We start from the raw sequence: 17,837 nt of genomic DNA, 5'->3' as shown, positions 1-17,837 counted from the left end.
CGCGACTCCTGCTACGGCAGGTTCACGGATGCCGCGACGGGGAGGTGGTCGCTTCCGGTGCCCGGGAGCGACCAGGAGGACACCGGGTCGAGGTCCTTGACCATGATCTGGTCGATGCGGGCCATCGGGAAGCTCGCCGGCCAGGAGAAGCCCATGCCGTCGCCGGCCGCGCCCTGAGTGGACCGCATCTGCGAGGTGACGGGGGCCAGGGCGCGGTCGTTCATCGTGCCGTTGAGGTCGCCGAGCAGCACCACGCGGCCGACGGGGTCGTCGGCGATCTCCCTGCCGAGCCGCCGGACGGCGTCGTCGCGCTGGCCGGCGGTGAAGCCGGAGCGGAACTCGACCCGCACGGAGGGAAGGTGCGCGACGTACACGGCCACATCCCCCTGCGGCGTCTGCACCGTGGCGCGCAGGGCGCGCTTCCAGCCGATGTCGATGTCGACGTGCCGGGCGTCCTCCAGCGGCTCCTTGCTCCACAGGCCGACGGTGCCGAAGGCGACGTGGTGCGGGTAGGCGTCGGCGAGTTCGCGTTCGTAGAGCGGGACGCGGTCGCCGGCGATCTCCTGTAGCGCGAGCACGTCGGCGCCGGAGGCCGCCAACTGGTCGGCGGCGGCGACGGGATCGGGGTTGGCGGCGCTCACGTTGTGCGTGACGACGGTGAGTTCGCCGCCGGAGCCGGTCTTGTCGCTTACCAGCCCGCCGAACAGACTCCACCACGCCACGACGGGCGCCAGCAGTGCGACCAGAGCGGTGGCGGACCGCCGGACCACGGCGCACACGAGCAGCACCGGGATCAGCAGGCCTCCCCAGGGCAGGAACGTCTCCCACAGGGAGCCGAGGTTGCCGATCACGTTGGGCACCCGGGCGTGCAGCAGCAGGAGGGCGGTCAGGCCGAGGGCCACGGCCGCGAGCAGCACCCCGCGCCGCCACATGCCGGGAGCGCTCCAGCCGCCGCGGTCCCCCGACGACCCGCCCCACGGCCCGCGGAAGGAGCGGCAAAACCGTCCGCGCCCCGCGCCGTCGGTCCGCTCGGCCTCCGTCATGAACGCCCGTGCCATGCGCCGTCCTCACTCGCCTCGCCCGTCCGGGGAACGATAGGTGATCACCGGGCCGCCCGCCGACCGTGCGGGGCACGCCCCCGACCTCGCCTTCGGGCCGTGATCCGTTCCTGTCTGCAGGACGATCACCACCGCGCGCCGGGTTCCGCGAGAGGGCGGGGCGAGCCCTGCTGTGACCGAACACGCACATCCGGGCGCCCTCGCGGACACCCGTGTCGCGCGGGGTGCCGGCGCCCCTTCCGCACGCCCTCCGCCAGCGGGGATCACCTTTCGTGGCGCCCGGGAACGCACCGCGCACGGCGGAAGGCCGGGCGAGGAGCCGGCAGGGGGCTCCCGGGCCGCGTCAGGGGTTCCCCCCTTCGCCCGAACCGTGCCAGCATGGAACCGAATCCGGGGACGCCCCCAGGGGCGCCACGAGACGACGAGACACAGGAGCCAGTGCGATGACGCCTGCCCAGCCGGCACAGCCTGCCCAGCCTGAAACCTCCGCCCAGTCGGGACCGTCCTCCCAGAACCCCAGGTCGCTCTACGGCGGCACGCAGAACCGCCGGATCACCGTCCGCGACCTGGCCGCTGCCAAGGACCGCGGCGAGAAGTGGCCGATGCTCACCGCCTACGACGCGATGACCGCCTCGGTCTTCGACGACGCGGGCATCCCCGTCCTGCTCGTCGGCGACTCGATGGGCAACTGCCACCTCGGATACGAGACGACCGTGCCCGTCACCATGGACGAGATCGCGATCCTCTCCGCCGCGGTCGTACGGGGCACCCGGCGCGCCCTGGTCATCGGCGACCTGCCGTTCGGTTCCTACCAGGAGGGCCCGGAGCAGGCCCTGCGCAACGCCACCCGGCTGGTCAAGGAGGCCGGCGTCGGCGCGGTGAAGCTGGAGGGCGGAGAACGCTCGCTGCGCCAGACCGAACTGCTCGTCTCCGCCGGCATCCCGGTCATGTCCCACCTGGGCCTGACGCCGCAGTCCGTGAACGCCATGGGCTACCGCGTGCAGGGCCGTTCCGACGAGGACGCGCACCGGCTGGTCCGGGACGCGAAGGCCGCGCAGGACGCGGGCGCGTTCGCGGTGGTGCTGGAGCTGGTGCCGGCCGAGCTGGCCGCGGAGGTCACCCGTTCGCTGCACATCCCCACGGTCGGCATCGGCGCCGGCCCGGACACCGACGCGCAGGTTCTGGTCTGGACGGACATGGCGGGCCTGACGCCGGGCAGGCTGCCGCGCTTCGTGAAGCAGTACGCGCAGCTGCGGGAGACGCTGGGCGGCGCCGCGAAGGCGTTCGCCGAGGACGTCACCGGCGGCGGGTTCCCGCAGCCGGAGCACAGCTTCTCCTGACCGCGTCGCTTCCCTGCGGCGCCGGCCCGGGTACCGGCGGCACGGGGGCGACGCACGCGCGGCGTACGGCCGGCCTCCCGCCTGTAGGCGGGATGTCGGCCGTTTGTCGGTGGCGCCTGTCACCGTAGGGTCATGACGCGACAGGAAGCCACCGCCCACGGACGCAATGCCGTCGAGGTCCGCGGACTGGTGAAGCACTTCGGGGAGACGCGGGCGGTCGACGGCATCGACCTCACGGTGCGCGAGGGCACCGTCATGGGCGTGCTCGGGCCGAACGGCGCGGGCAAGACCACCCTGGTCCGGATTCTGTCCACGCTGCTGGCGCCGGACGCCGGCACGGCCACCGTGGCGGGCTACGACGTGGTGCGCCAGCCGCGCCGGCTGCGCCGCACCATCGGACTCACCGGCCAGTACGCCTCGGTGGACGAGAAGCTGTCCGGCTGGGAGAACCTCTACATGATCGGCCGGCTGCTCGACCTCCCACGCCGGGACGCGCGCCGCCGGGCGGACGAGATGCTGGAGCGATTCTCGCTGACGGAGGCGGCCCGCAAGCCGGTGAGCAAGTACTCCGGCGGCATGCGCCGCCGCCTCGACCTGGCCGCGTCCATGATCGGCCACCCCCGGGTGCTGTACCTGGACGAGCCCACCACAGGTCTCGACCCGCGCACCCGCAACGAGGTGTGGGACGAGGTCAAGCACATCGTCGCCGACGGCAACACCGTGCTGCTGACCACCCAGTACATGGAGGAGGCGGAGCAGTTGGCGAGCGAGCTGACCGTCGTCGACCAAGGCAAGGTGATCGCGGAGGGCCGGGTGCCGGAGCTGAAGGCGAAGGTCGGCGGTCGCACCCTGGAGATCCGCCCGGCCAACACCGGCGACCTGCGGGCGATGGCCGGCGCGCTGGCCGAGGCAGGTCTGGACGGCATCTCCGGTGCCACGGCCGACGCGGAGCGCGGCGTCGTCAGCGTGCCGATCATCAGTGACGAACAGCTGACCGCCGTGGTCGGGCTGCTGGGCGTGCGCGGTTTCGGGATCGCCGACATCGCCACCCATCTGCCCAGCCTGGACGAGGTGTTCCTGGCCATCACCGGCCAGCGGGCCACCCATCAGGAGTCCGAGCCCGAGAACGAGGAGGTCGCGGCGTGAGCACCGCCACCGTTTCCCCCGAGGCGTCCGGTCCGGGACCGCGCGTCCCCGCCCCGTCGGTCAAGCCCGGCTCGGGCGAGGACCGGATCGGGCTGCGCGCCAACGTGCGGCACGTCGGGGCCCTGGTGCGCCGCAACGCGCTCCAGATCAAGCAGGACCCCGAGTCGATGATGGACGCGCTGCTGATGCCCATCATCTTCACCCTGCTCTTCGTGTACGTCTTCGGCGGCGCCATCTCCGGCGACGCCGACCGGGACGTGTACACCGCGTACCTCATCCCCGGGATGATGGCGATGATGGGCATGAACATCGCCATGGCGGTGGGCACCGGCATCAACGAGGACTTCCGCAAGGGCGTGATGGACCGCTTCCGGTCCATGCCCATCGCCCGGTCCTCGGTGCTGATCGCGAAGGTCGTGGTGGAGATCGGCCGCATGCTGATCGCCATCGTGGTGCTGCTGACGGTCGGTTTCCTGGTCGGCTACGAGCTCCAGGGCAGCGTGCTCGGCATGCTCGCCGCGATCGGCCTGACCACGCTCTTCGGCGCGTCCCTGGTGTGGATCTTCATGCTGCTGGGTCTGACCATGCGGACCGCGCAGGCCGTGCAGGGCGTGTCCTTCCTGGTGCTGATGCCCCTGCAGTTCGGCTCGTCGGTCTTCGTACCGACGGGCACGATGCCGGGCTGGCTGGAGGCGTTCACCGACGTCAACCCGCTCACGCACGTGGCGGACGTGTCCCGCGTGCTGATGGGCGGCACCGGCGACGTGGGCGGGCCCCTGCTGTGGACACTGGTGTGGTCCGTCGGCCTGACCGCGGTCACTGCCCCGCTGGCCATCAACACCTTCCGCAAGAAGACCTGACCGGCGGGGCCCGGTACTGTCGGGCCTCATGACCTCCGCTGTCGCGCCGAAACGTGAGCACCGCCGTCCGAGCCCGGTCTTCCTGGGCCTGGTGGCGGTGCTCGCGGTGTCGGGCTGGGCCGTGTGGACGGACTTCGCGCGGGCGACCGGCGTCGCGGTCTTCCTGTTCGTGGTCTCCGGCTGGATCGTCTCGCTGTGCCTCCACGAGTACGCCCACGCGCGCACGGCGCTGCATGGCGGTGACCACACGGTGGCCACCAAGGGCTACCTGACGCTGAACCCGTTGCGCTACACGCACGCGCTGCTCAGCATCGTGCTGCCGGTGCTGTTCGTGATCCTGGGCGGCATCGGCCTGCCGGGCGGCGCGGTGTTCGTCGAGCGGGACCGCATCCGGGGCCGGCTGCGCCACAGCCTCGTCTCGGCGGCCGGGCCGCTGACCAACGTGGCCTTCGCGCTCGCGCTCACTGCCCCGTGGTGGCTGGGCACCGTCGACACGATGCCGACGCCGTTCCGCTTCGCGCTGGCGTTCCTGGCGCTGCTCCAGGTGACGGCGGCGATCCTGAACCTCCTGCCGGTCCCGGGGCTGGACGGCTACGGGGTGATCGAGCCCTGGCTGTCGCCGTCGGCCCGGAAGCAGGCGGAGCCGTTCGCACCGTTCGGCCTGCTGATCGTTTTCGCCTGCCTGTGGATCCCGGGGATCGGGGCCGTGTTCTGGGACGTCGTCGACGCGGTACTCGGCATGCTCGGCGTGGGGCAGGGCGAGACGTACTACGGGCTGGAGTACTTCCGCTTCTGGGACGGTGACCCGCAGGCGGGCTTCGTGCCGGTGACGCTCGGCCGGTGACGCCCGCCCTCCGGGCACGTTTCCAGGGGCGGGCGCGTCACCGCCCGCGGCCGTCGCGCGGGGGCTGCTCCGCACCGGGGCCGCCGCCCTGTGCCTGCTCGCCACCCTGTGTGGCGCGGAGCCGACGCCAGTGGTACCACGCCATGTTCGAGGTGACGCCCGCGAGCAGCACCCAGGCGATCCCGAACCAGTTGCCGTTCACGAAGGCGACCACCGCCGCGACGACGGCGAGCAGGCACAGGGCGGTGGCGGCCAGGGCGATGGACTTCGAGGGCCTGGGCGGGGTGGAGGCGGGCATGGGGGCTGGGGCTCCCGTCGGGTGAGCAGATGGGTGTACCGCTCCATTGTCCCCCACACCCCGCGGGGCGGACCGTCGCGGGGCGCACGTCCCTCGCGCACGCCCCGGTCGGCCGGCTCAGATGTCGGTGAGCCTCACGCCCGCGTGGGCTTTGTACCGGCGGTTGACCGAGATCAGGTTGGCGACGAGCGACTCGACCTGGTGGGCGTTGCGCAGCCGCCCCGCGAAGACGCCGCGCATACCGGGGATGCGGCCCGCGAGGGCCTGCACGATCTCGCAGTCCGCGCGCACCTCGCCGAGCACCATCACGTCGGTCTCGATCTCCTTGATATCCGGGTCGGAGAGCAGCACCGCGGAGAGGTGGTGGAAGGCGGCGGTCACGCGGGAGTCGGGCAGCAGGGCGGCGGCCTGCTCGGCGGCGCTGCCCTCCTCGGGCACCAGGGCGTAGGCGCCCTTCTTGTCGAAGCCGAGCGGGTTGACGCAGTCGACGACGAGCTTCCCGTCCAGTTCCTCGCGCAGGCTCTCCAGCGTGGCGGCGTGGCCGTCCCAGGGCACGGCGACGATCACCACGTCCGAACGGCGGGCGCACTCCGCGTTGTCCGCGCCCTCGACGCCCTGGCCGATCTCGCCGGCCGCCTCGCGGGCCCGCTCGGCCTTCCGCGATCCGATGATCACCTTCTGGCCGGCGAGGGCCAGCCGGTAGGCGAGTCCGCGGCCCTGGTCGCCGGTGCCGCCGAGCACGCCGACGGTCAGTCCGGAGACGTCGGGAAGGTCCCAGGGATCCTTTTTGGGCGAGGGCGCTGCTGAGGAAGTCATGGGACCGATCCTACGGTGTACGCGGACCACTTCCTACTGGTGAGTAGCTTCACTGGTCGAGGGCTTCGCCACATCCTGACGGCCCTCGCACTCCGGAGCACGAGGGCCGCATCCCCGTTCGGGCGACGTCTCCCCCGAACCGCGGCGCGCAGCACCGGCCGTACGGCAGCATGCACGCCCATGGATGCCGTACGGGTCGCCCTGCTGCGTGAAGTCCTCGCCGGAACGGAGTGGTTGCCCTCCACCCGGCGCTTCGCCGGATCTCTGCGCGCCTCCGTCTCACCGCGCGGCGGTGGACTGCTGCTGGTCGGCACCGAGGAGCACGAACCCTGGCACCTGGCGGCCCATCTGGACGACGAGGCCGCCTGGTCCGGGCTCCCCGAGCTGTCGCCCACACTGGTGCGCCACCGGGTCCCGCCGGCCGCGCCCGCCCACCTCTCCTGCGGCCTGGCCCGGCTGGAGGCAGCGGGACGCAACGAGACGCTGCTGGTGGTCGCTCCGGGCGCGCCGGGCGGCGGCCTGCTGGAACGGGTGCACGACGCGCGGCGGGCCGGCGCGACGGTCCTGGCGCTGGAGGGCGGCATGCCATCGGACACCGGTGACTCGCCGGGCACCACCGAACTGGGCGGCATGGCCCACGACGCGCTCACCGCCGACCCGCAGGAGCTCGACCTCGACACGCTCCAGCACCTGGTCAGCGCGGCCGCCGGCGAAGCCGTGCCGGGGCCGGGCGGCCTGACCCCCCGCCCGCAGCCGTTCACCGCGGCACGGCACGCGCGCGGCTTCCGCGACCGCCTCTCCCGGCTCGCCGAACGCCTCACGGCGCCACCGCCGCCGCGCTGGTGAGTCCTCCGGACCAGGTCGATAAGCAGTTGCCCCGTGCAGCATTCGGGGCGGAAGATGGCAGCTCGTGTCCCTCGATCTGCGCGCACTGCTCCCCGACCTCTCGCCCTGGCGTTCCTCACGGGACTTCCGCGTGCTGTGGTGTTCGGGGGCCATCACGGTCTTCGGCAGCTTCCTCTCCTTCGTCGCGCTGCCCTTCCAGCTCAAGGAGCTGACCGGTTCGCCGGTCGCGGTGGGCGCTCTCGGCGTGGTCGAGCTGGTGCCGCTGATCGCCTTCGGCCTGTACGGCGGCGCGCTCGCCGACGCCGTGGACCGCCGGAAGGTCATCCTGTTCACCGAGTTCGCACTCGGCCTCGTCGCACTGGGCCTGCTGCTGAACTCGCTGCTGCCCGAGCCGATGATCTGGCCGCTGTACGCGGCGGGCGCGCTGACCAGCTCGCTGGTCGGCCTCCAGCGTCCGGCCCTGGACGCGATCGTTCCGCGCATCGTGCCGCACGACCAGCTCAGCGCCGCCGCCGCGCTCAACTCGCTGCGCTGGCAGATCGGCGGCGTCGCCGGCCCCACCCTCGCCGGTCTGCTGATCGCCTACGCGGGCGTGGAGACGGCGTACGTACTGGACGCGCTCAGCTTCGCGGTGTCGTTCCTGCTCGGCCTGCGCCTGCGCCCCTCTCCCGCCGGGCACGACGCGGAGAAGCCGTCGTTGCGCGGCATCCTGGAGGGCGCGCGCTACGCCTGGAACCGCAAGGAACTGCTGGGCACGTACACGGTGGACATCGCCGCGATGCTGTTCGCGTTCCCCCTCGCCCTCTTCCCCTTCCTCGCCGACCGGCTCGACGCGGAATGGGCCCTGGGCATGATGTACGCGACGCTGCCGCTGGGCGGCATGCTGGTCAGCGCGACCAGCGGCTGGACGCGGAGAATCCACCGGCACGGCCGGATGGTCGCTCTCGCGGCGCTGCTGTGGGGAGCGGCGATGGCCGCCGCAGGCGCGGTGCAGAACATCTGGCTGGTCCTGCTGTTCCTCACCGTGGCCGGGGCGTTCGACATGGTCAGCGGCATCTTCCGGTCGACCCTGTGGAATCAGACCATCCCGGACGGGCTGCGCGGGCGGCTGGCCGGCATCGAGCTGCTGTCCTTCTCCGCCGGGCCGCAGCTCGGCCAGCTCCGCTCCGGCGGCATGGCCGCGCTCACCTCGGTGCGCACCTCGGTGTGGGGCGGCGGCCTGCTCTGCGTGGCAGCGGTCGGCGTCCTGATGCTGGCGCTGCCGAAGCTGATGTCCTACGACGCCCGCACCGACCCGCACGCCCGGGCCAAGCGGGAGGCGGCCGGGGACGCACAGGCCGATACGGCGCAGGCCGGCGGCGGGAACAACGCCGCGACGGAGCCGGCCGCGCCCTGACCCCCTTCGCGCGCCTCCCACAGCTCCCGCCTCGCACCTCCCGCCGGCCCCGGCCGGGCACAGATGGCACGGACCCGGACACACAGAGTTCACCCGAAAGGCGTCGTCCCGCGGGGAACGCTCACGTACCGTCGAAGCGTTGAGCGCTACGTGAGCACGTGAGGACACTGTGTTACGACAGGGGAGGGGGGACGACCGTATGACACCGCACCATCACCGGGTCGCCGTCGCGTGCCTGCTCGTACTGACCGCCGTCGTTCTGCTGCTCACGGTGTTGCCGCACCCGCCGTCCTCCCCCGTGGACGACCCGGCCTCCGCGCACCGCGCCGCCGTCGCGGCACGGGCCGTGCCGCAGCCGGAGCAGGCGGCCGGCCACCCACAGCTCCCGGACGCCCGGCGTCCATCGGCGCCCGACGGCTGCCCCGCCGATCCGGTCGCGTGGACGTACCGCTCGAGCAGCGCACACTCCGCCACGGCCTGCGCCCGTGCACCACTGGCCGCCGGTGCGGCGCCCCGCCCGGCCGCCGCCGTTCCCGCTGCGCACGACACCCGGGCGGCGGGGACGCGGAGACCGGGCCCGGTGGCGCTCAGTCCCGCCGTGCTCCAGACCTTCCGCTGCTGACGGACCCACGCGCCGCCGCACGAGCCCGCCGCACGAGCCCGTCGCCCGGCGACGTCCGCCACGCGCGACGCCGCCGGTGCGACCCGTGCCGCGCGCCGCACCCCGGCCGCCCCCCACGTCGACACGCCAGCACCGGAAAGGCCCCATGAGCGCCACCCTCCTCTCCTCCACCCGGCGCACCCTGCGCACGGATCTCCCCTCTTCCCTCGTCGTCTTCCTCGTCGCCGTGCCGCTCTGCGTCGGCATCGCTGTGGCCTCGGGTGTACCGGCCGAGCTCGGCCTGGTCACCGGCATCGTCGGCGGGCTGCTCACCGGGCTGCTGCCGGGGAGCAGCCTCCAGGTCAGCGGCCCGGCCGCCGGGCTCGCCGTCCTGGTGTACGAGGCGGTGGGCGCGTACGGCCTGGCCGCCCTCGGCCTGCTGGTGCTCGCCGCCGGCCTGCTCCAGGTCGCCCTCGGCGCGCTCCGCCTCGGACGCTGGTTCCGCGCCATCTCGGTGGCGGTGATCGAGGGCATGCTGGCCGGCATCGGACTGGTGATCATCGCCGGCCAGCTCTACACCATGGCCGACCTCGAGGCGCCCGCCTCGGGCCTCGCCAAGATCGCCGGGCTGCCCGGCCTCGCCGCCGACATCCTCGGCTCGGCGCCCGCCCTGACCGCGTTCGCCGTCGGCACCGGCACCGTCGCGCTGATGCTGCTCTGGCAGCGCCTCCCCAGCCGTGTCCGGAAGGTTCCCGGCGCGCTCGCCGCCGTCGCCCTGGCCACCGTCATCACGACCACCTTCGGGCTCGGCATCGCGACCGTCGAGGTCAGCGGCCTGCTGGACGCCGTACAGCCTCCCGACCTCACCGGTCTGGGATCGGTGGTGGACGCCGGGATGATCGGGACCGTTCTCGCCTTCACGCTGATCGCCTCCGCCGAGAGCCTGTTCAGCGCCGCCGCCGTGGACCGGCTGCACGACGGCCCGCGTACCGACTTCGACAAGGAGTTGATGGCGCAGGGCGCCGGCAACACCGTGTGCGGTCTGCTCGGGGCTCTGCCCATGACGGCGGTCATCGTGCGCAGCGCGACCAACGTCCACGCGGGTGCGCGCACCAGGGCCTCGCGGGTGCTGCACGGCGTGTGGCTGCTGCTGTTCGCGGTGCTGTTCCCGGCCGCGCTGAGCATCATCCCGGTCGCGGCGCTGGCGGGCGTCCTGGTGCACGCGGGCTGCAAGCTGCTGCCGCTGCGGCGTCTGGTGCCGCTGTGGCGCGAGCACCGGGGCGAGGCCGTCGTGCTCACGGCGACCGCGCTCGCGATCGTGGGGGTGGGCATGTTCGAGGGCGTGCTGGTCGGCCTGGCCCTGGCGGTCCTGAAGTCCGCCTGGGAGACGTCCCACACCCACCTCGAGGTCGACGACGCCGCGCCCGGCCCCGTGCGGGTCGCGCTGACCGGCAACGCCACCTTCCTGCGGCTGCCCCGCCTGCTGGCCGCCCTGGAGGCGCTGCCGAGCGACCGCCCGCTGGAACTGGACCTGTCGGGCGTACGGCACTTGGACCAGGCGAGCCGGGCCGCGCTCACAGGCTGGGCCGAGCGGCACCACGAGGAGGGCGTCCCACCGGTGCGGCTGACCCCGACCCCCTGAGGCACGGGCCGCCCGCGGGGCCCTTCCCCGCGGACGGCCGGGACTTCCCGGCGCTCCGGCGCTCCCGGCGTTCCGCCGCCCGGGAGCGCCGGGTACGCCGGTCCGTCAGGAGTCGGCTCCGTCCGGCCCCGCGTCACCCCCCGCCGCCGAGCGGTCGCTCCAGCGGGGGTCGTTCTCCCACTTCACATTGCGTTCCGCGGCCGTCTCCATCGCGTGCGCGGCCTCCTCGCGGCTGGCGTACGGCCCCATGCGGTCCTTGCCCGGGCATTCCGGGCCCTCCTCGACCTTGCGGTGCTCCAGGCAGTAGAACCACTCGCCGGGACGGCCCGCGGACTTCTTCTTGAAGAGTGCCATGCAGTCATGCTGCCCCAGTCCCCGGCGGTCAGCCACGAGCGGGCTGGTTAGACTCGCGCACATGTCTGGCCAGCAGCTCCTCGCTCCCGGCACGCTCTCCCCGCAGCGGGCCGTGCCCTCCTCCATTCCGCGCCCCGAGTACGTGGGCAAGCCCTCGCCCGCGCCGTACACCGGCCCCGAGGTGCAGGACGCCGAGACGATCGAGCGGATGCGCACCGCCGGCGGCATCGCCGCCCGGGCCATGGAGGAAGCGGCCCGGCACATCGCTCCCGGGGTGACCACCGACACCCTGGACGAGATCGCGCACACCTACATGTGCGACCACGGCGCCTACCCCTCGACGCTGGGCTACCGGAAGTTCCCGAAGTCGCTGTGCACCTCGGTCAACGAGGTGATCTGCCACGGCATCCCGGACTCCACCGTGCTCCGCGACGGCGACATCGTGAACCTCGACGTGACGGCGTTCATCGGCGGCGTGCACGGCGACAACAACGCGACGTACCTGGTGGGCGACGTGGACGAGGAGTCCCGCCTGCTGGTGGAACGGACTCGCGAGGCGCTGAACCGCGCGATCAAGGCCGTCCGGCCGGGCCGGCAGATCAACATCATCGGCCGGGTCATCGAGTCCTACGCACGCCGCTTCGGCTATGGCGTCGTCCGCGACTTCACCGGCCACGGCATCAACACCTCGTTCCACAGCGGTCTGATCATCCCGCACTACGACGACGAGCGGGCCACGACCGTGATGAAGCCCGGCATGACCTTCACCATCGAGCCGATGCTCACGCTCGGCACGTACGAGTGGGACATGTGGGAGGACGGCTGGACCGTGGTCACCAAGGACCGCAGGCGGACCGCGCAGTTCGAGCACACCCTGGTGGTCACCGACACGGGCGCGGACATCCTGACGCTGCCGTGATTGGCACGCGGCCTGCCGGGGAAGGGGTGACCTCGACACTTTCCGACAGCATGTCGGGAAACCGCCGCCCGGGTGAGGCCCCGGCGGCGGAGCCCCCCGTCCCGGAGACCCGGAGGCCCCGCCCATGGCCGCGACCGACCTCACGTCCGGCGCCACCCCCTTCTCCACGCTGATCCGCACCGCGTCGCAGGAGCAGCACACCGAGGCGGAGAACTCCGGCTTCATGGCCGACCTGCTCGGCGGGCACCTCGGCGTCGCGGCCTACCGCCTCTACACCGAGCAGCTGTGGTTCGTCTACGGGGCGCTGGAGGCGGAGGCGGCGGGCCTGGCCGACGACCCGGTGGCCGGGCCGTTCGTCGACCCGGCGCTGTTCCGTCGCGACGCCCTGGTCCGCGACCTGGACCACCTGCACGGCTGTACGGGCTGGTGGGAGCGGGCGCGGCCGCTACCGGCGACGGCGGCGTACGCGGAACGCGTCGCCGAGGTCGGACGCACCTGGCCCGGCGGTTACGTGGCGCACCACTACACGCGCTACCTCGGCGACCTGTCCGGCGGGCAGGTGATCCGCGGCCGCGCGGAGCGCAACTGGGGGCTGGCGCGCAAGGGCGACGGCGTGCGGTTCTACGTCTTCGAGGACCTGGGCAACCCGGCCGAGTTCAAGCGGGGTTACCGGGAGCGGCTGGACGCGATCCCGGCGGACGACTTGGAGAAGCAGCGGATCGTGGACGAGTGCCGGCGCGCGTTCGCGCTGAACACCGCGGTCTTCGCCGACCTCCACGCCCACGCCCACGCCGCATAGTGCTGTGACCGGAGAGTTTCACCGGCTCGCGACGCCTGGCACACCTTCCCGGCCACAGCACCGGCTGACCGTCCGCACAGTCGTTCCGTCCGGCGGGGCCCGGGGAGGCTCCCCCGGCCCGGCCGTCGGTCAGCCGCGGACGCGGATCACGCCGAGGCGCTGCGTGGCGCGGGTGAGCGCCACGTAGCGGTCGTTGGCCGCGAAGCGGTCCGGCTCGACGACCAGCACGGTGTCGAACTCCAGCCCCTTCGCCTGCCGCGCGTCCAGCAGCACGACCCTCCGCGTCAGGTCGAGCTGGTCGCCGTGCGTCGCCTCCGGCAGCACCGCCGCCAGTGCGGCGTGCCGGTCGCGCGGCGCCACCACGGCGAGGCGTCCCTCGTCGGCCGGTGTCTGCGCGGCGACCGCTTGTGCGACAGCTCCGGGCAGCGCGTCCTCCGCGACCGTCCGTTCCCACGGCGGCACCCCGGTGGAGCGCACCGAGCGCGGCGGTTCGAAGTCCGGGTGGTCCGCGCGCCGCTGCTCCGCCGCATAGTCCATGATCTCGGCCGGGGTGCGGTAGTTGACGCCCAGCCGGATGTGTTCCCAGCGGTCTCCGACGTAGGGCTCGAGCGCCTCCCGCCAGCCACGGGTCCCGGTGGAGCTCTGCGCCGGGTCGCCGACGAGCGTGAAGGACCGGGTCGGGCAGCGCCGCATCAGCAACCGCCAGGCCATCGGCGACAGCTCCTGCGCCTCGTCGACGACGATGTGCCCGAACGCCCAGGTGCGGTCGGCCGCGGCGCGTTCCGCGGCGGTGCGGTGGTCGGCCTCCTCCTGGCGTTCGGCCATCGTCTCGGCGTCCAGCACGTCCTGCACGCCGAGTACCTCGGAGTCCTCGGCGTCGAGGTCCTCGAACTCGTAGGTCCGGGAGGCGTAGGCGACATCCAGGACGCCCTGGGCGTAGGCGACCTGCCGGCGCCGTTCGGCGGCCGCCGCAGTCTGCGCCGCGCGGTCGTCCTCGCCCAGCAGTTCGGCGGCCTCGTCCAGCAGTGGCACGTCGGCCGGTGTCCAGGCGGCCGTCAGCGGCCGACGTACGGCGCGGGCGTCGGCCTCGGAGAAGTGGCCCTCGGGGTCGGCGAGCAGCTCCGCCACCAGGCGCTGCGGGGTGAGCGAGGGCCACAGCGCGTCGATGGCGGCGTGCACGGCCGGGTCGTCGTCGAGTTCGCTGCGGATCTGCGAGACGTCGCTCGGGTCCAGCAGGTTGGGCCCGCCAAAGGGGTCGGCGCCGAGCCGCCCGGCGCGCTGGTCGGTGAGGGCGTTGAGGAGGTGGCCCTCGAAGTGCTCGCGGGCGACGTTGTGCGGGAGTCCGGTGGCGCGCGCCTTGTCGCGGGTGGCGCGTACCGTCTCGCGGTCGAGGACGAGGACGTCGCCGTCGTGGTCGATCTCCAGGACCGGGTCGGGAAGCGCCTGCCGGTCGCGTACGGCGCGAGCGATCACCTCGGCGGTCCCGGCACGTCCCTTGACCTCGGCGGCCTCCTCGGTGTCGGTTCCGGTCGCCGTGACGCCGGGGAACAGTTCGCCCACGGTCGACAGCAGCACACCGGTCTCGCCCAGCGAGGGCAGCACCTCGCCGATGTAACCGAGGAAGGCCGGGTTGGGGCCGACGATCAGCACGGCGCGGCGGGCCAGCAGTTCGCGGTACTCGTAGAGCAGGTAGGCGGCCCGGTGCAGGGCGACGGCGGTCTTGCCGGTGCCGGGCCCGCCCTCGACGACGCGGACCCCGCGGTGCGGGGCGCGGATGATCCGGTCCTGCTCGGCCTGGATGGTCTGCACGATGTCGTGCATGCGTCCGGTGCGTGCGGCGTCGAGCGCCGCGAGCAGCACGGCGTCGGCGTCGTGCGACTCGAGGCCGGTGCGCTCGGTGTCGTCGAGGTCGAGGATCTCGTCGTGGAGTGCGGTGACCTCGCGGCCGGAGGTGGCCAGGTGCCGGCGACGGCGCAGGCCCATGGGGGCGTGGCCGGTGGCGAGGTAGAACGGGCGCGCGACGGGCGCGCGCCAGTCGATGAGGACGGGGGTCCGGTCGGCGTCGTCCTCGCGGACGCCGACCCGGCCGATGTGGTGGTGGCCGCCGTCGCGGAGATCGATGCGGCCGAAGCACAGGCCGGAGTCGACCGCGTCGAGGGCGGCCAGCAGGTGGGACTGCTCGTGGACGGTGATGTCGCGTTCCAGCCGGGCCTGCTGCCCGGTGCCGGTGTCCCCGAGGGAGTGCCGCACGGTCGACTCGGCCCGGCCCCGCAGGGCGTCGACGCGGTCGTACAGGCCGGCGACGAATCGCTGTTCTTTTCGCAGTTCCGCGTCCGCGGGGAGTTCCGCGTCCGCCTGGTTCTCCCCGTGTGCCGGTGCCCCGTTTGACAATGCCACTCCTCGCGCGCTAAAGTGTGTTTTACAAGGCCCTTTGCGGGCCTTTTCTGTTGTGATGACAGAACCACTCAATATACGCGGGAAAGGGCCCTCGCCTCAAGCGAGGGCCCTTGTCCTTTCTGGGCGTTCCGTGGTTCCGACGAAGCGGCGCCGGAGCGAGGAAGCGGTCAGACCTTGCCCATGACTCCCGGAAAGTCGTCGGGACCGGCGTCGAATCCGCGCAGCCGGTGGCGGAATTCCCAGCCGCTCTCACCCCCCGGCCGGACGAATTCGGCGACGGTCGCGGCGGTGTTCCCGCCGAGGGTCCCCAGGTCGTGCACGGCGAGTTCGTCGTAGCCCCGGAAGATCGCGACTTCGGCGTTCTGGACGGCGCTGAACGGCTTGCGGCCGTCGTTCTGCTGTATGACGACGCCCACCACGACGCGCGTGTACGCCTCCGCCATCCGGTCGAATTCCAGCTTCATGGCCTCGTCGGTGCCGAAGCCCTGCCCGGTGTGGCTGTCGCGGGTGAGGGTGATGGTGCCGTCTGGTGAACGGCTGTCGAAGTGGACGAGGTACGCCGTCCCGCCGTCCGCGTCGTAGACGGCGGCGACTAGGTCGAGGTCGTTGTCCGCCTCCCCCATCGGGCTCGGATCCCACCGCAACCGCACCTCGACCGTGCCGAGTCCCTTGTTCAGTCCGCTGCCGGACACATCTGTTCCGCTGCTGGATTCGCTCACCGCACACCTTCCCCCGAGCAGTACGGGCGGGCGGTTCCCGCCTCGGCATCCACTGTACGGGGGACGGGCGGGCCGAGGTGACGCCGTATCAGCCGATCTCCGCGAGGCCCGGCCCGGTGTCCGGTGCGACGCGGACCACAGCGCCTGCTCTGCATTCACTGCGACGCGCGGGGCACACGAACGCGTGTGCGGTGCCTCCGCGTGCCGCCACGTCCAGCAGCCCCGAACCAGCGACCAGGAGACGCCCGTGACCACCACCGAGCCGGAGACGAGCGTGCAACAACGGCAGCAGCGCCTTCGGCGGCGGCTGGAACGGCTCATCGGCATCGCCGCCACGGAGGGCAACTCGGTCCGGCCGCTGCTCAACGGCGACCGCATCTTCCCGGCCATGCTGGAGGCGATCGGATCCGCCCGGCACACGGTCGACATGATGACGTTTGTCTACTGGAAGGGCGACGTCGCCCGTCGCTTCGCCGAAGCGCTCGCGGACCGGGCGCGGAATGGCGTCCGGGTGCGCCTGCTGCTCGACGGGTTCGGCAGCAGACCCATCGAGAAGGACCAACTGGCGCGGATGCGGCGGGCCGGGGTCGAGGTCGTGTGGTTCCGGAAGCCGCTGTGGATCTCCCCGCTCAAGCAGAACCACCGCTGCCACCGCAAGGTGCTGGTCGTCGACGAGCGGGTGGCCTTCACCGGCGGCGTGGGCATCGCGGAGGAGTGGTGCGGCGACGCCCGGGACGCGACGGAATGGCGCGACACCCACGCGGAGATACGGGGGCCGGCCGTCGACGGCATCGCCGCGGCGTTCGCCCAGAACTGGGCCGAGGCGCACGACGAGCTGTTCGACTCCCGGGACCGCTTCCTCGACCAGGAGTCGGAGGGCGACGCCGTCGTGCAGGTGGTCCGCGGGTCGGCGAGCTTCGGCTGGCAGGACATGCAGACGCTGATGCGGGTGGTGCTGGAGTCGGCGGAGGAGCGCATCCGGCTGTCCACGGCCTACTTCGCTCCTGACGCGGTCTTCGTCGACCTGCTGTGCGGCGCGTCCCGGCGCGGCGTCGAAGTGGACATCCTCCTGCCGGGCCCGCACACGGACAAGCGAGTCTGCCTGCTGGCCGGCCAGCAGCACTACGAGGCGCTGCTCGGCTGCGGGGTGCGGATCTGGCAGTACCAGCCCACGATGATGCACGCCAAGACCGTCACCGTCGACGGATTCGCGTCGCTGATCGGCTCGACCAACTTCAACCGGCGCTCCCTCGACCACGACGAGGAGGTCATGCTCACCGTCCTCGACCGCGAACTGACCGCCGAACTCGACCGGCACTTCGAGGACGACCTCGCGGTGAGCACCCTCATGCAGCACACCCGCTGGCTGCGGCGTCCGGTCCACCAGCGGCTCAAGGAGGCCGCCGTACGACCGCTGCACCGGTTCCTCTGAAGCCCGGGTGATCGCGGGAGTAGTCGACCGGTTCAGGGGCACAGGAGAGATGACAGCGAGCGAAAGCCGCGGAAGGGGAGGGAACATGGCGGGGTTCAGCGCGAAGACGTCCGCTTCGGACGGCAGGGGCCTGGCCATCGGCGGCCTGGTGTGCGGCATCGTCGGGGTGTTCTTCGGCAGTCTGATCCTGGGGCCGGTCGCCCTGATCCTCGGCCTCGTGGCGCACCGCAAGGCGGCGTCGGGCATGGCCAAGGCCGCGATCGTCCTCGGCGTCGTGGACATCGTCGTCGCGATCGTCGCGATCGCCGTCCTCAGCTCCAGCGGCTTCACCTGGTAGCCGCCCCACCCGGCACACAACCCCCCGAACACG

General features: G+C 72.6%; 18 protein-coding genes. 12 read left to right on the top strand and 6 right to left on the bottom strand.

Features of this window, described 5'->3' with window-relative positions; genetic code table 11:
- Positions 1-11 precede the first annotated feature (11 nt).
- Positions 12-1,058, bottom strand: coding sequence for an endonuclease/exonuclease/phosphatase family protein (locus tag E4198_RS20365; RefSeq protein ID WP_136184426.1), 1,047 nt, complete (start codon positions 1,056-1,058; stop codon positions 12-14).
- Positions 1,059-1,501: 443 nt separating this feature from the next.
- On the opposite strand from E4198_RS20365, the gene panB reads away from it, so the two are divergent.
- From panB to E4198_RS20345, 4 genes are all read left to right on the top strand, one after another.
- Positions 1,502-2,398 (top strand): 3-methyl-2-oxobutanoate hydroxymethyltransferase, encoded by an 897-nt coding sequence (gene panB, locus E4198_RS20360; RefSeq protein WP_136184425.1) that lies wholly within the window; start codon positions 1,502-1,504, stop codon positions 2,396-2,398.
- 132 nt (positions 2,399-2,530) lie between these two features.
- Positions 2,531-3,544, top strand: a complete 1,014-nt coding sequence (locus E4198_RS20355) for an ATP-binding cassette domain-containing protein (protein ID WP_136184424.1) — start codon at positions 2,531-2,533, stop codon at positions 3,542-3,544.
- 86 nt (positions 3,545-3,630) lie between these two features.
- The gene (locus E4198_RS20350; RefSeq protein ID WP_247597963.1) at positions 3,631-4,404 is read left to right on the top strand and encodes an ABC transporter permease; all 774 of its coding nucleotides are present in this window, start codon (positions 3,631-3,633) and stop codon (positions 4,402-4,404) included.
- A 28-nt stretch (positions 4,405-4,432) separates the two neighbouring features.
- Complete coding sequence (locus E4198_RS20345) at positions 4,433-5,248, top strand: site-2 protease family protein (RefSeq protein WP_136184422.1); 816 nt, start codon at positions 4,433-4,435, stop codon at positions 5,246-5,248.
- Positions 5,249-5,285: 37 nt separating this feature from the next.
- Here E4198_RS20345 and E4198_RS20340 read toward each other — a convergent pair whose 3' ends face one another.
- Both E4198_RS20340 and npdG read right to left on the bottom strand, forming a co-directional pair.
- Positions 5,286-5,546: a hypothetical protein gene (locus E4198_RS20340; RefSeq protein ID WP_136184421.1), complete on the bottom strand. Its 261-nt coding sequence runs from the start codon at positions 5,544-5,546 to the stop codon at positions 5,286-5,288.
- 117 nt (positions 5,547-5,663) lie between these two features.
- On the bottom strand, positions 5,664-6,362 hold the full coding sequence (npdG, locus tag E4198_RS20335) for an NADPH-dependent F420 reductase (RefSeq protein WP_136184420.1): 699 nt from the start codon (positions 6,360-6,362) through the stop codon (positions 5,664-5,666).
- Between the two features lie 180 nt (positions 6,363-6,542).
- Between npdG and E4198_RS20330 the strand changes: the two genes are divergently transcribed.
- From E4198_RS20330 to E4198_RS20315, 4 genes are all read left to right on the top strand, one after another.
- Positions 6,543-7,208, top strand: a complete 666-nt coding sequence (locus E4198_RS20330; RefSeq protein ID WP_136184419.1) for a hypothetical protein — start codon at positions 6,543-6,545, stop codon at positions 7,206-7,208.
- A 64-nt stretch (positions 7,209-7,272) separates the two neighbouring features.
- Entirely contained in the window at positions 7,273-8,604 is a 1,332-nt protein-coding gene (locus E4198_RS20325; protein ID WP_136184418.1) for an MFS transporter, read from the top strand.
- A 199-nt stretch (positions 8,605-8,803) separates the two neighbouring features.
- The gene (locus E4198_RS20320; protein ID WP_136184417.1) at positions 8,804-9,226 is read left to right on the top strand and encodes a hypothetical protein; all 423 of its coding nucleotides are present in this window, start codon (positions 8,804-8,806) and stop codon (positions 9,224-9,226) included.
- A 145-nt stretch (positions 9,227-9,371) separates the two neighbouring features.
- Entirely contained in the window at positions 9,372-10,847 is a 1,476-nt protein-coding gene (locus tag E4198_RS20315; RefSeq protein ID WP_136184416.1) for a SulP family inorganic anion transporter, read from the top strand.
- 105 nt (positions 10,848-10,952) lie between these two features.
- Here the strand turns inward: E4198_RS20315 and E4198_RS20310 are convergent, their stop codons facing one another.
- Positions 10,953-11,201, bottom strand: a complete 249-nt coding sequence (locus tag E4198_RS20310; RefSeq protein WP_136184415.1) for a hypothetical protein — start codon at positions 11,199-11,201, stop codon at positions 10,953-10,955.
- A gap of 61 nt (positions 11,202-11,262) precedes the next feature.
- Here E4198_RS20310 and map point away from each other — a divergent pair, with 61 nt between their 5' ends.
- Together map and E4198_RS20300 are read left to right on the top strand one after the other, a co-directional pair.
- Positions 11,263-12,120: a type I methionyl aminopeptidase gene (gene map / locus E4198_RS20305; protein WP_136184414.1), complete on the top strand. Its 858-nt coding sequence runs from the start codon at positions 11,263-11,265 to the stop codon at positions 12,118-12,120.
- 124 nt (positions 12,121-12,244) lie between these two features.
- Complete coding sequence (locus E4198_RS20300; RefSeq protein ID WP_136184413.1) at positions 12,245-12,919, top strand: biliverdin-producing heme oxygenase; 675 nt, start codon at positions 12,245-12,247, stop codon at positions 12,917-12,919.
- A 129-nt stretch (positions 12,920-13,048) separates the two neighbouring features.
- Here the strand turns inward: E4198_RS20300 and E4198_RS20295 are convergent, their stop codons facing one another.
- Both E4198_RS20295 and E4198_RS25595 read right to left on the bottom strand, forming a co-directional pair.
- Positions 13,049-15,244 carry a UvrD-helicase domain-containing protein gene (locus tag E4198_RS20295; RefSeq protein WP_136185513.1) on the bottom strand — a complete coding sequence of 732 codons (2,196 nt, stop codon included), beginning with the start codon at positions 15,242-15,244 and terminating at the stop codon, positions 13,049-13,051.
- Between the two features lie 239 nt (positions 15,245-15,483).
- Positions 15,484-16,035 (bottom strand): TerD family protein, encoded by a 552-nt coding sequence (locus tag E4198_RS25595; protein ID WP_247597770.1) that lies wholly within the window; start codon positions 16,033-16,035, stop codon positions 15,484-15,486.
- Between the two features lie 247 nt (positions 16,036-16,282).
- On the opposite strand from E4198_RS25595, the gene E4198_RS20285 reads away from it, so the two are divergent.
- Positions 16,283-17,467 carry a phospholipase D-like domain-containing protein gene (locus E4198_RS20285; protein WP_136184411.1) on the top strand — a complete coding sequence of 395 codons (1,185 nt, stop codon included), beginning with the start codon at positions 16,283-16,285 and terminating at the stop codon, positions 17,465-17,467.
- 85 nt (positions 17,468-17,552) lie between these two features.
- Positions 17,553-17,804, top strand: coding sequence for a DUF4190 domain-containing protein (locus tag E4198_RS20280; RefSeq protein ID WP_136184410.1), 252 nt, complete (start codon positions 17,553-17,555; stop codon positions 17,802-17,804).
- Positions 17,805-17,837 lie beyond the last annotated feature (33 nt).

The sequence above is a fragment of the Streptomyces sp. RKND-216 genome (assembly GCF_004795255.1).
GTDB classification, from domain to species: Bacteria; Actinomycetota; Actinomycetes; order Streptomycetales; family Streptomycetaceae; genus Streptomyces; species Streptomyces hazeniae.
This window is presented reverse-complemented; position numbering and strand designations above follow the sequence as displayed.

Bases quoted from the DNA above. Each gene is read 5' to 3' on its own strand.
- E4198_RS20310 (WP_136184415.1), bottom strand. From the start codon at position 11,201: ATGGCACTCTTCAAGAAGAAGTCCGCGGGCCGTCCCGGCGAGTGGTTC.
- npdG (WP_136184420.1), bottom strand. From the start codon at position 6,362: ATGACTTCCTCAGCAGCGCCCTCGCCCAAAAAGGATCCCTGGGACCTT.
- E4198_RS20300 (WP_136184413.1), top strand. From the start codon at position 12,245: ATGGCCGCGACCGACCTCACGTCCGGCGCCACCCCCTTCTCCACGCTG.
- E4198_RS20340 (WP_136184421.1), bottom strand. From the start codon at position 5,546: ATGCCCGCCTCCACCCCGCCCAGGCCCTCGAAGTCCATCGCCCTGGCC.
- map (WP_136184414.1), top strand. From the start codon at position 11,263: ATGTCTGGCCAGCAGCTCCTCGCTCCCGGCACGCTCTCCCCGCAGCGG.
- E4198_RS20355 (WP_136184424.1), top strand. From the start codon at position 2,531: ATGACGCGACAGGAAGCCACCGCCCACGGACGCAATGCCGTCGAGGTC.
- E4198_RS20315 (WP_136184416.1), top strand. From the start codon at position 9,372: ATGAGCGCCACCCTCCTCTCCTCCACCCGGCGCACCCTGCGCACGGAT.
- E4198_RS20345 (WP_136184422.1), top strand. From the start codon at position 4,433: ATGACCTCCGCTGTCGCGCCGAAACGTGAGCACCGCCGTCCGAGCCCG.
- E4198_RS20320 (WP_136184417.1), top strand. From the start codon at position 8,804: ATGACACCGCACCATCACCGGGTCGCCGTCGCGTGCCTGCTCGTACTG.
- panB (WP_136184425.1), top strand. From the start codon at position 1,502: ATGACGCCTGCCCAGCCGGCACAGCCTGCCCAGCCTGAAACCTCCGCC.
- E4198_RS20365 (WP_136184426.1), bottom strand. From the start codon at position 1,058: ATGGCACGGGCGTTCATGACGGAGGCCGAGCGGACCGACGGCGCGGGG.
- E4198_RS20280 (WP_136184410.1), top strand. From the start codon at position 17,553: ATGGCGGGGTTCAGCGCGAAGACGTCCGCTTCGGACGGCAGGGGCCTG.
- E4198_RS20330 (WP_136184419.1), top strand. From the start codon at position 6,543: ATGGATGCCGTACGGGTCGCCCTGCTGCGTGAAGTCCTCGCCGGAACG.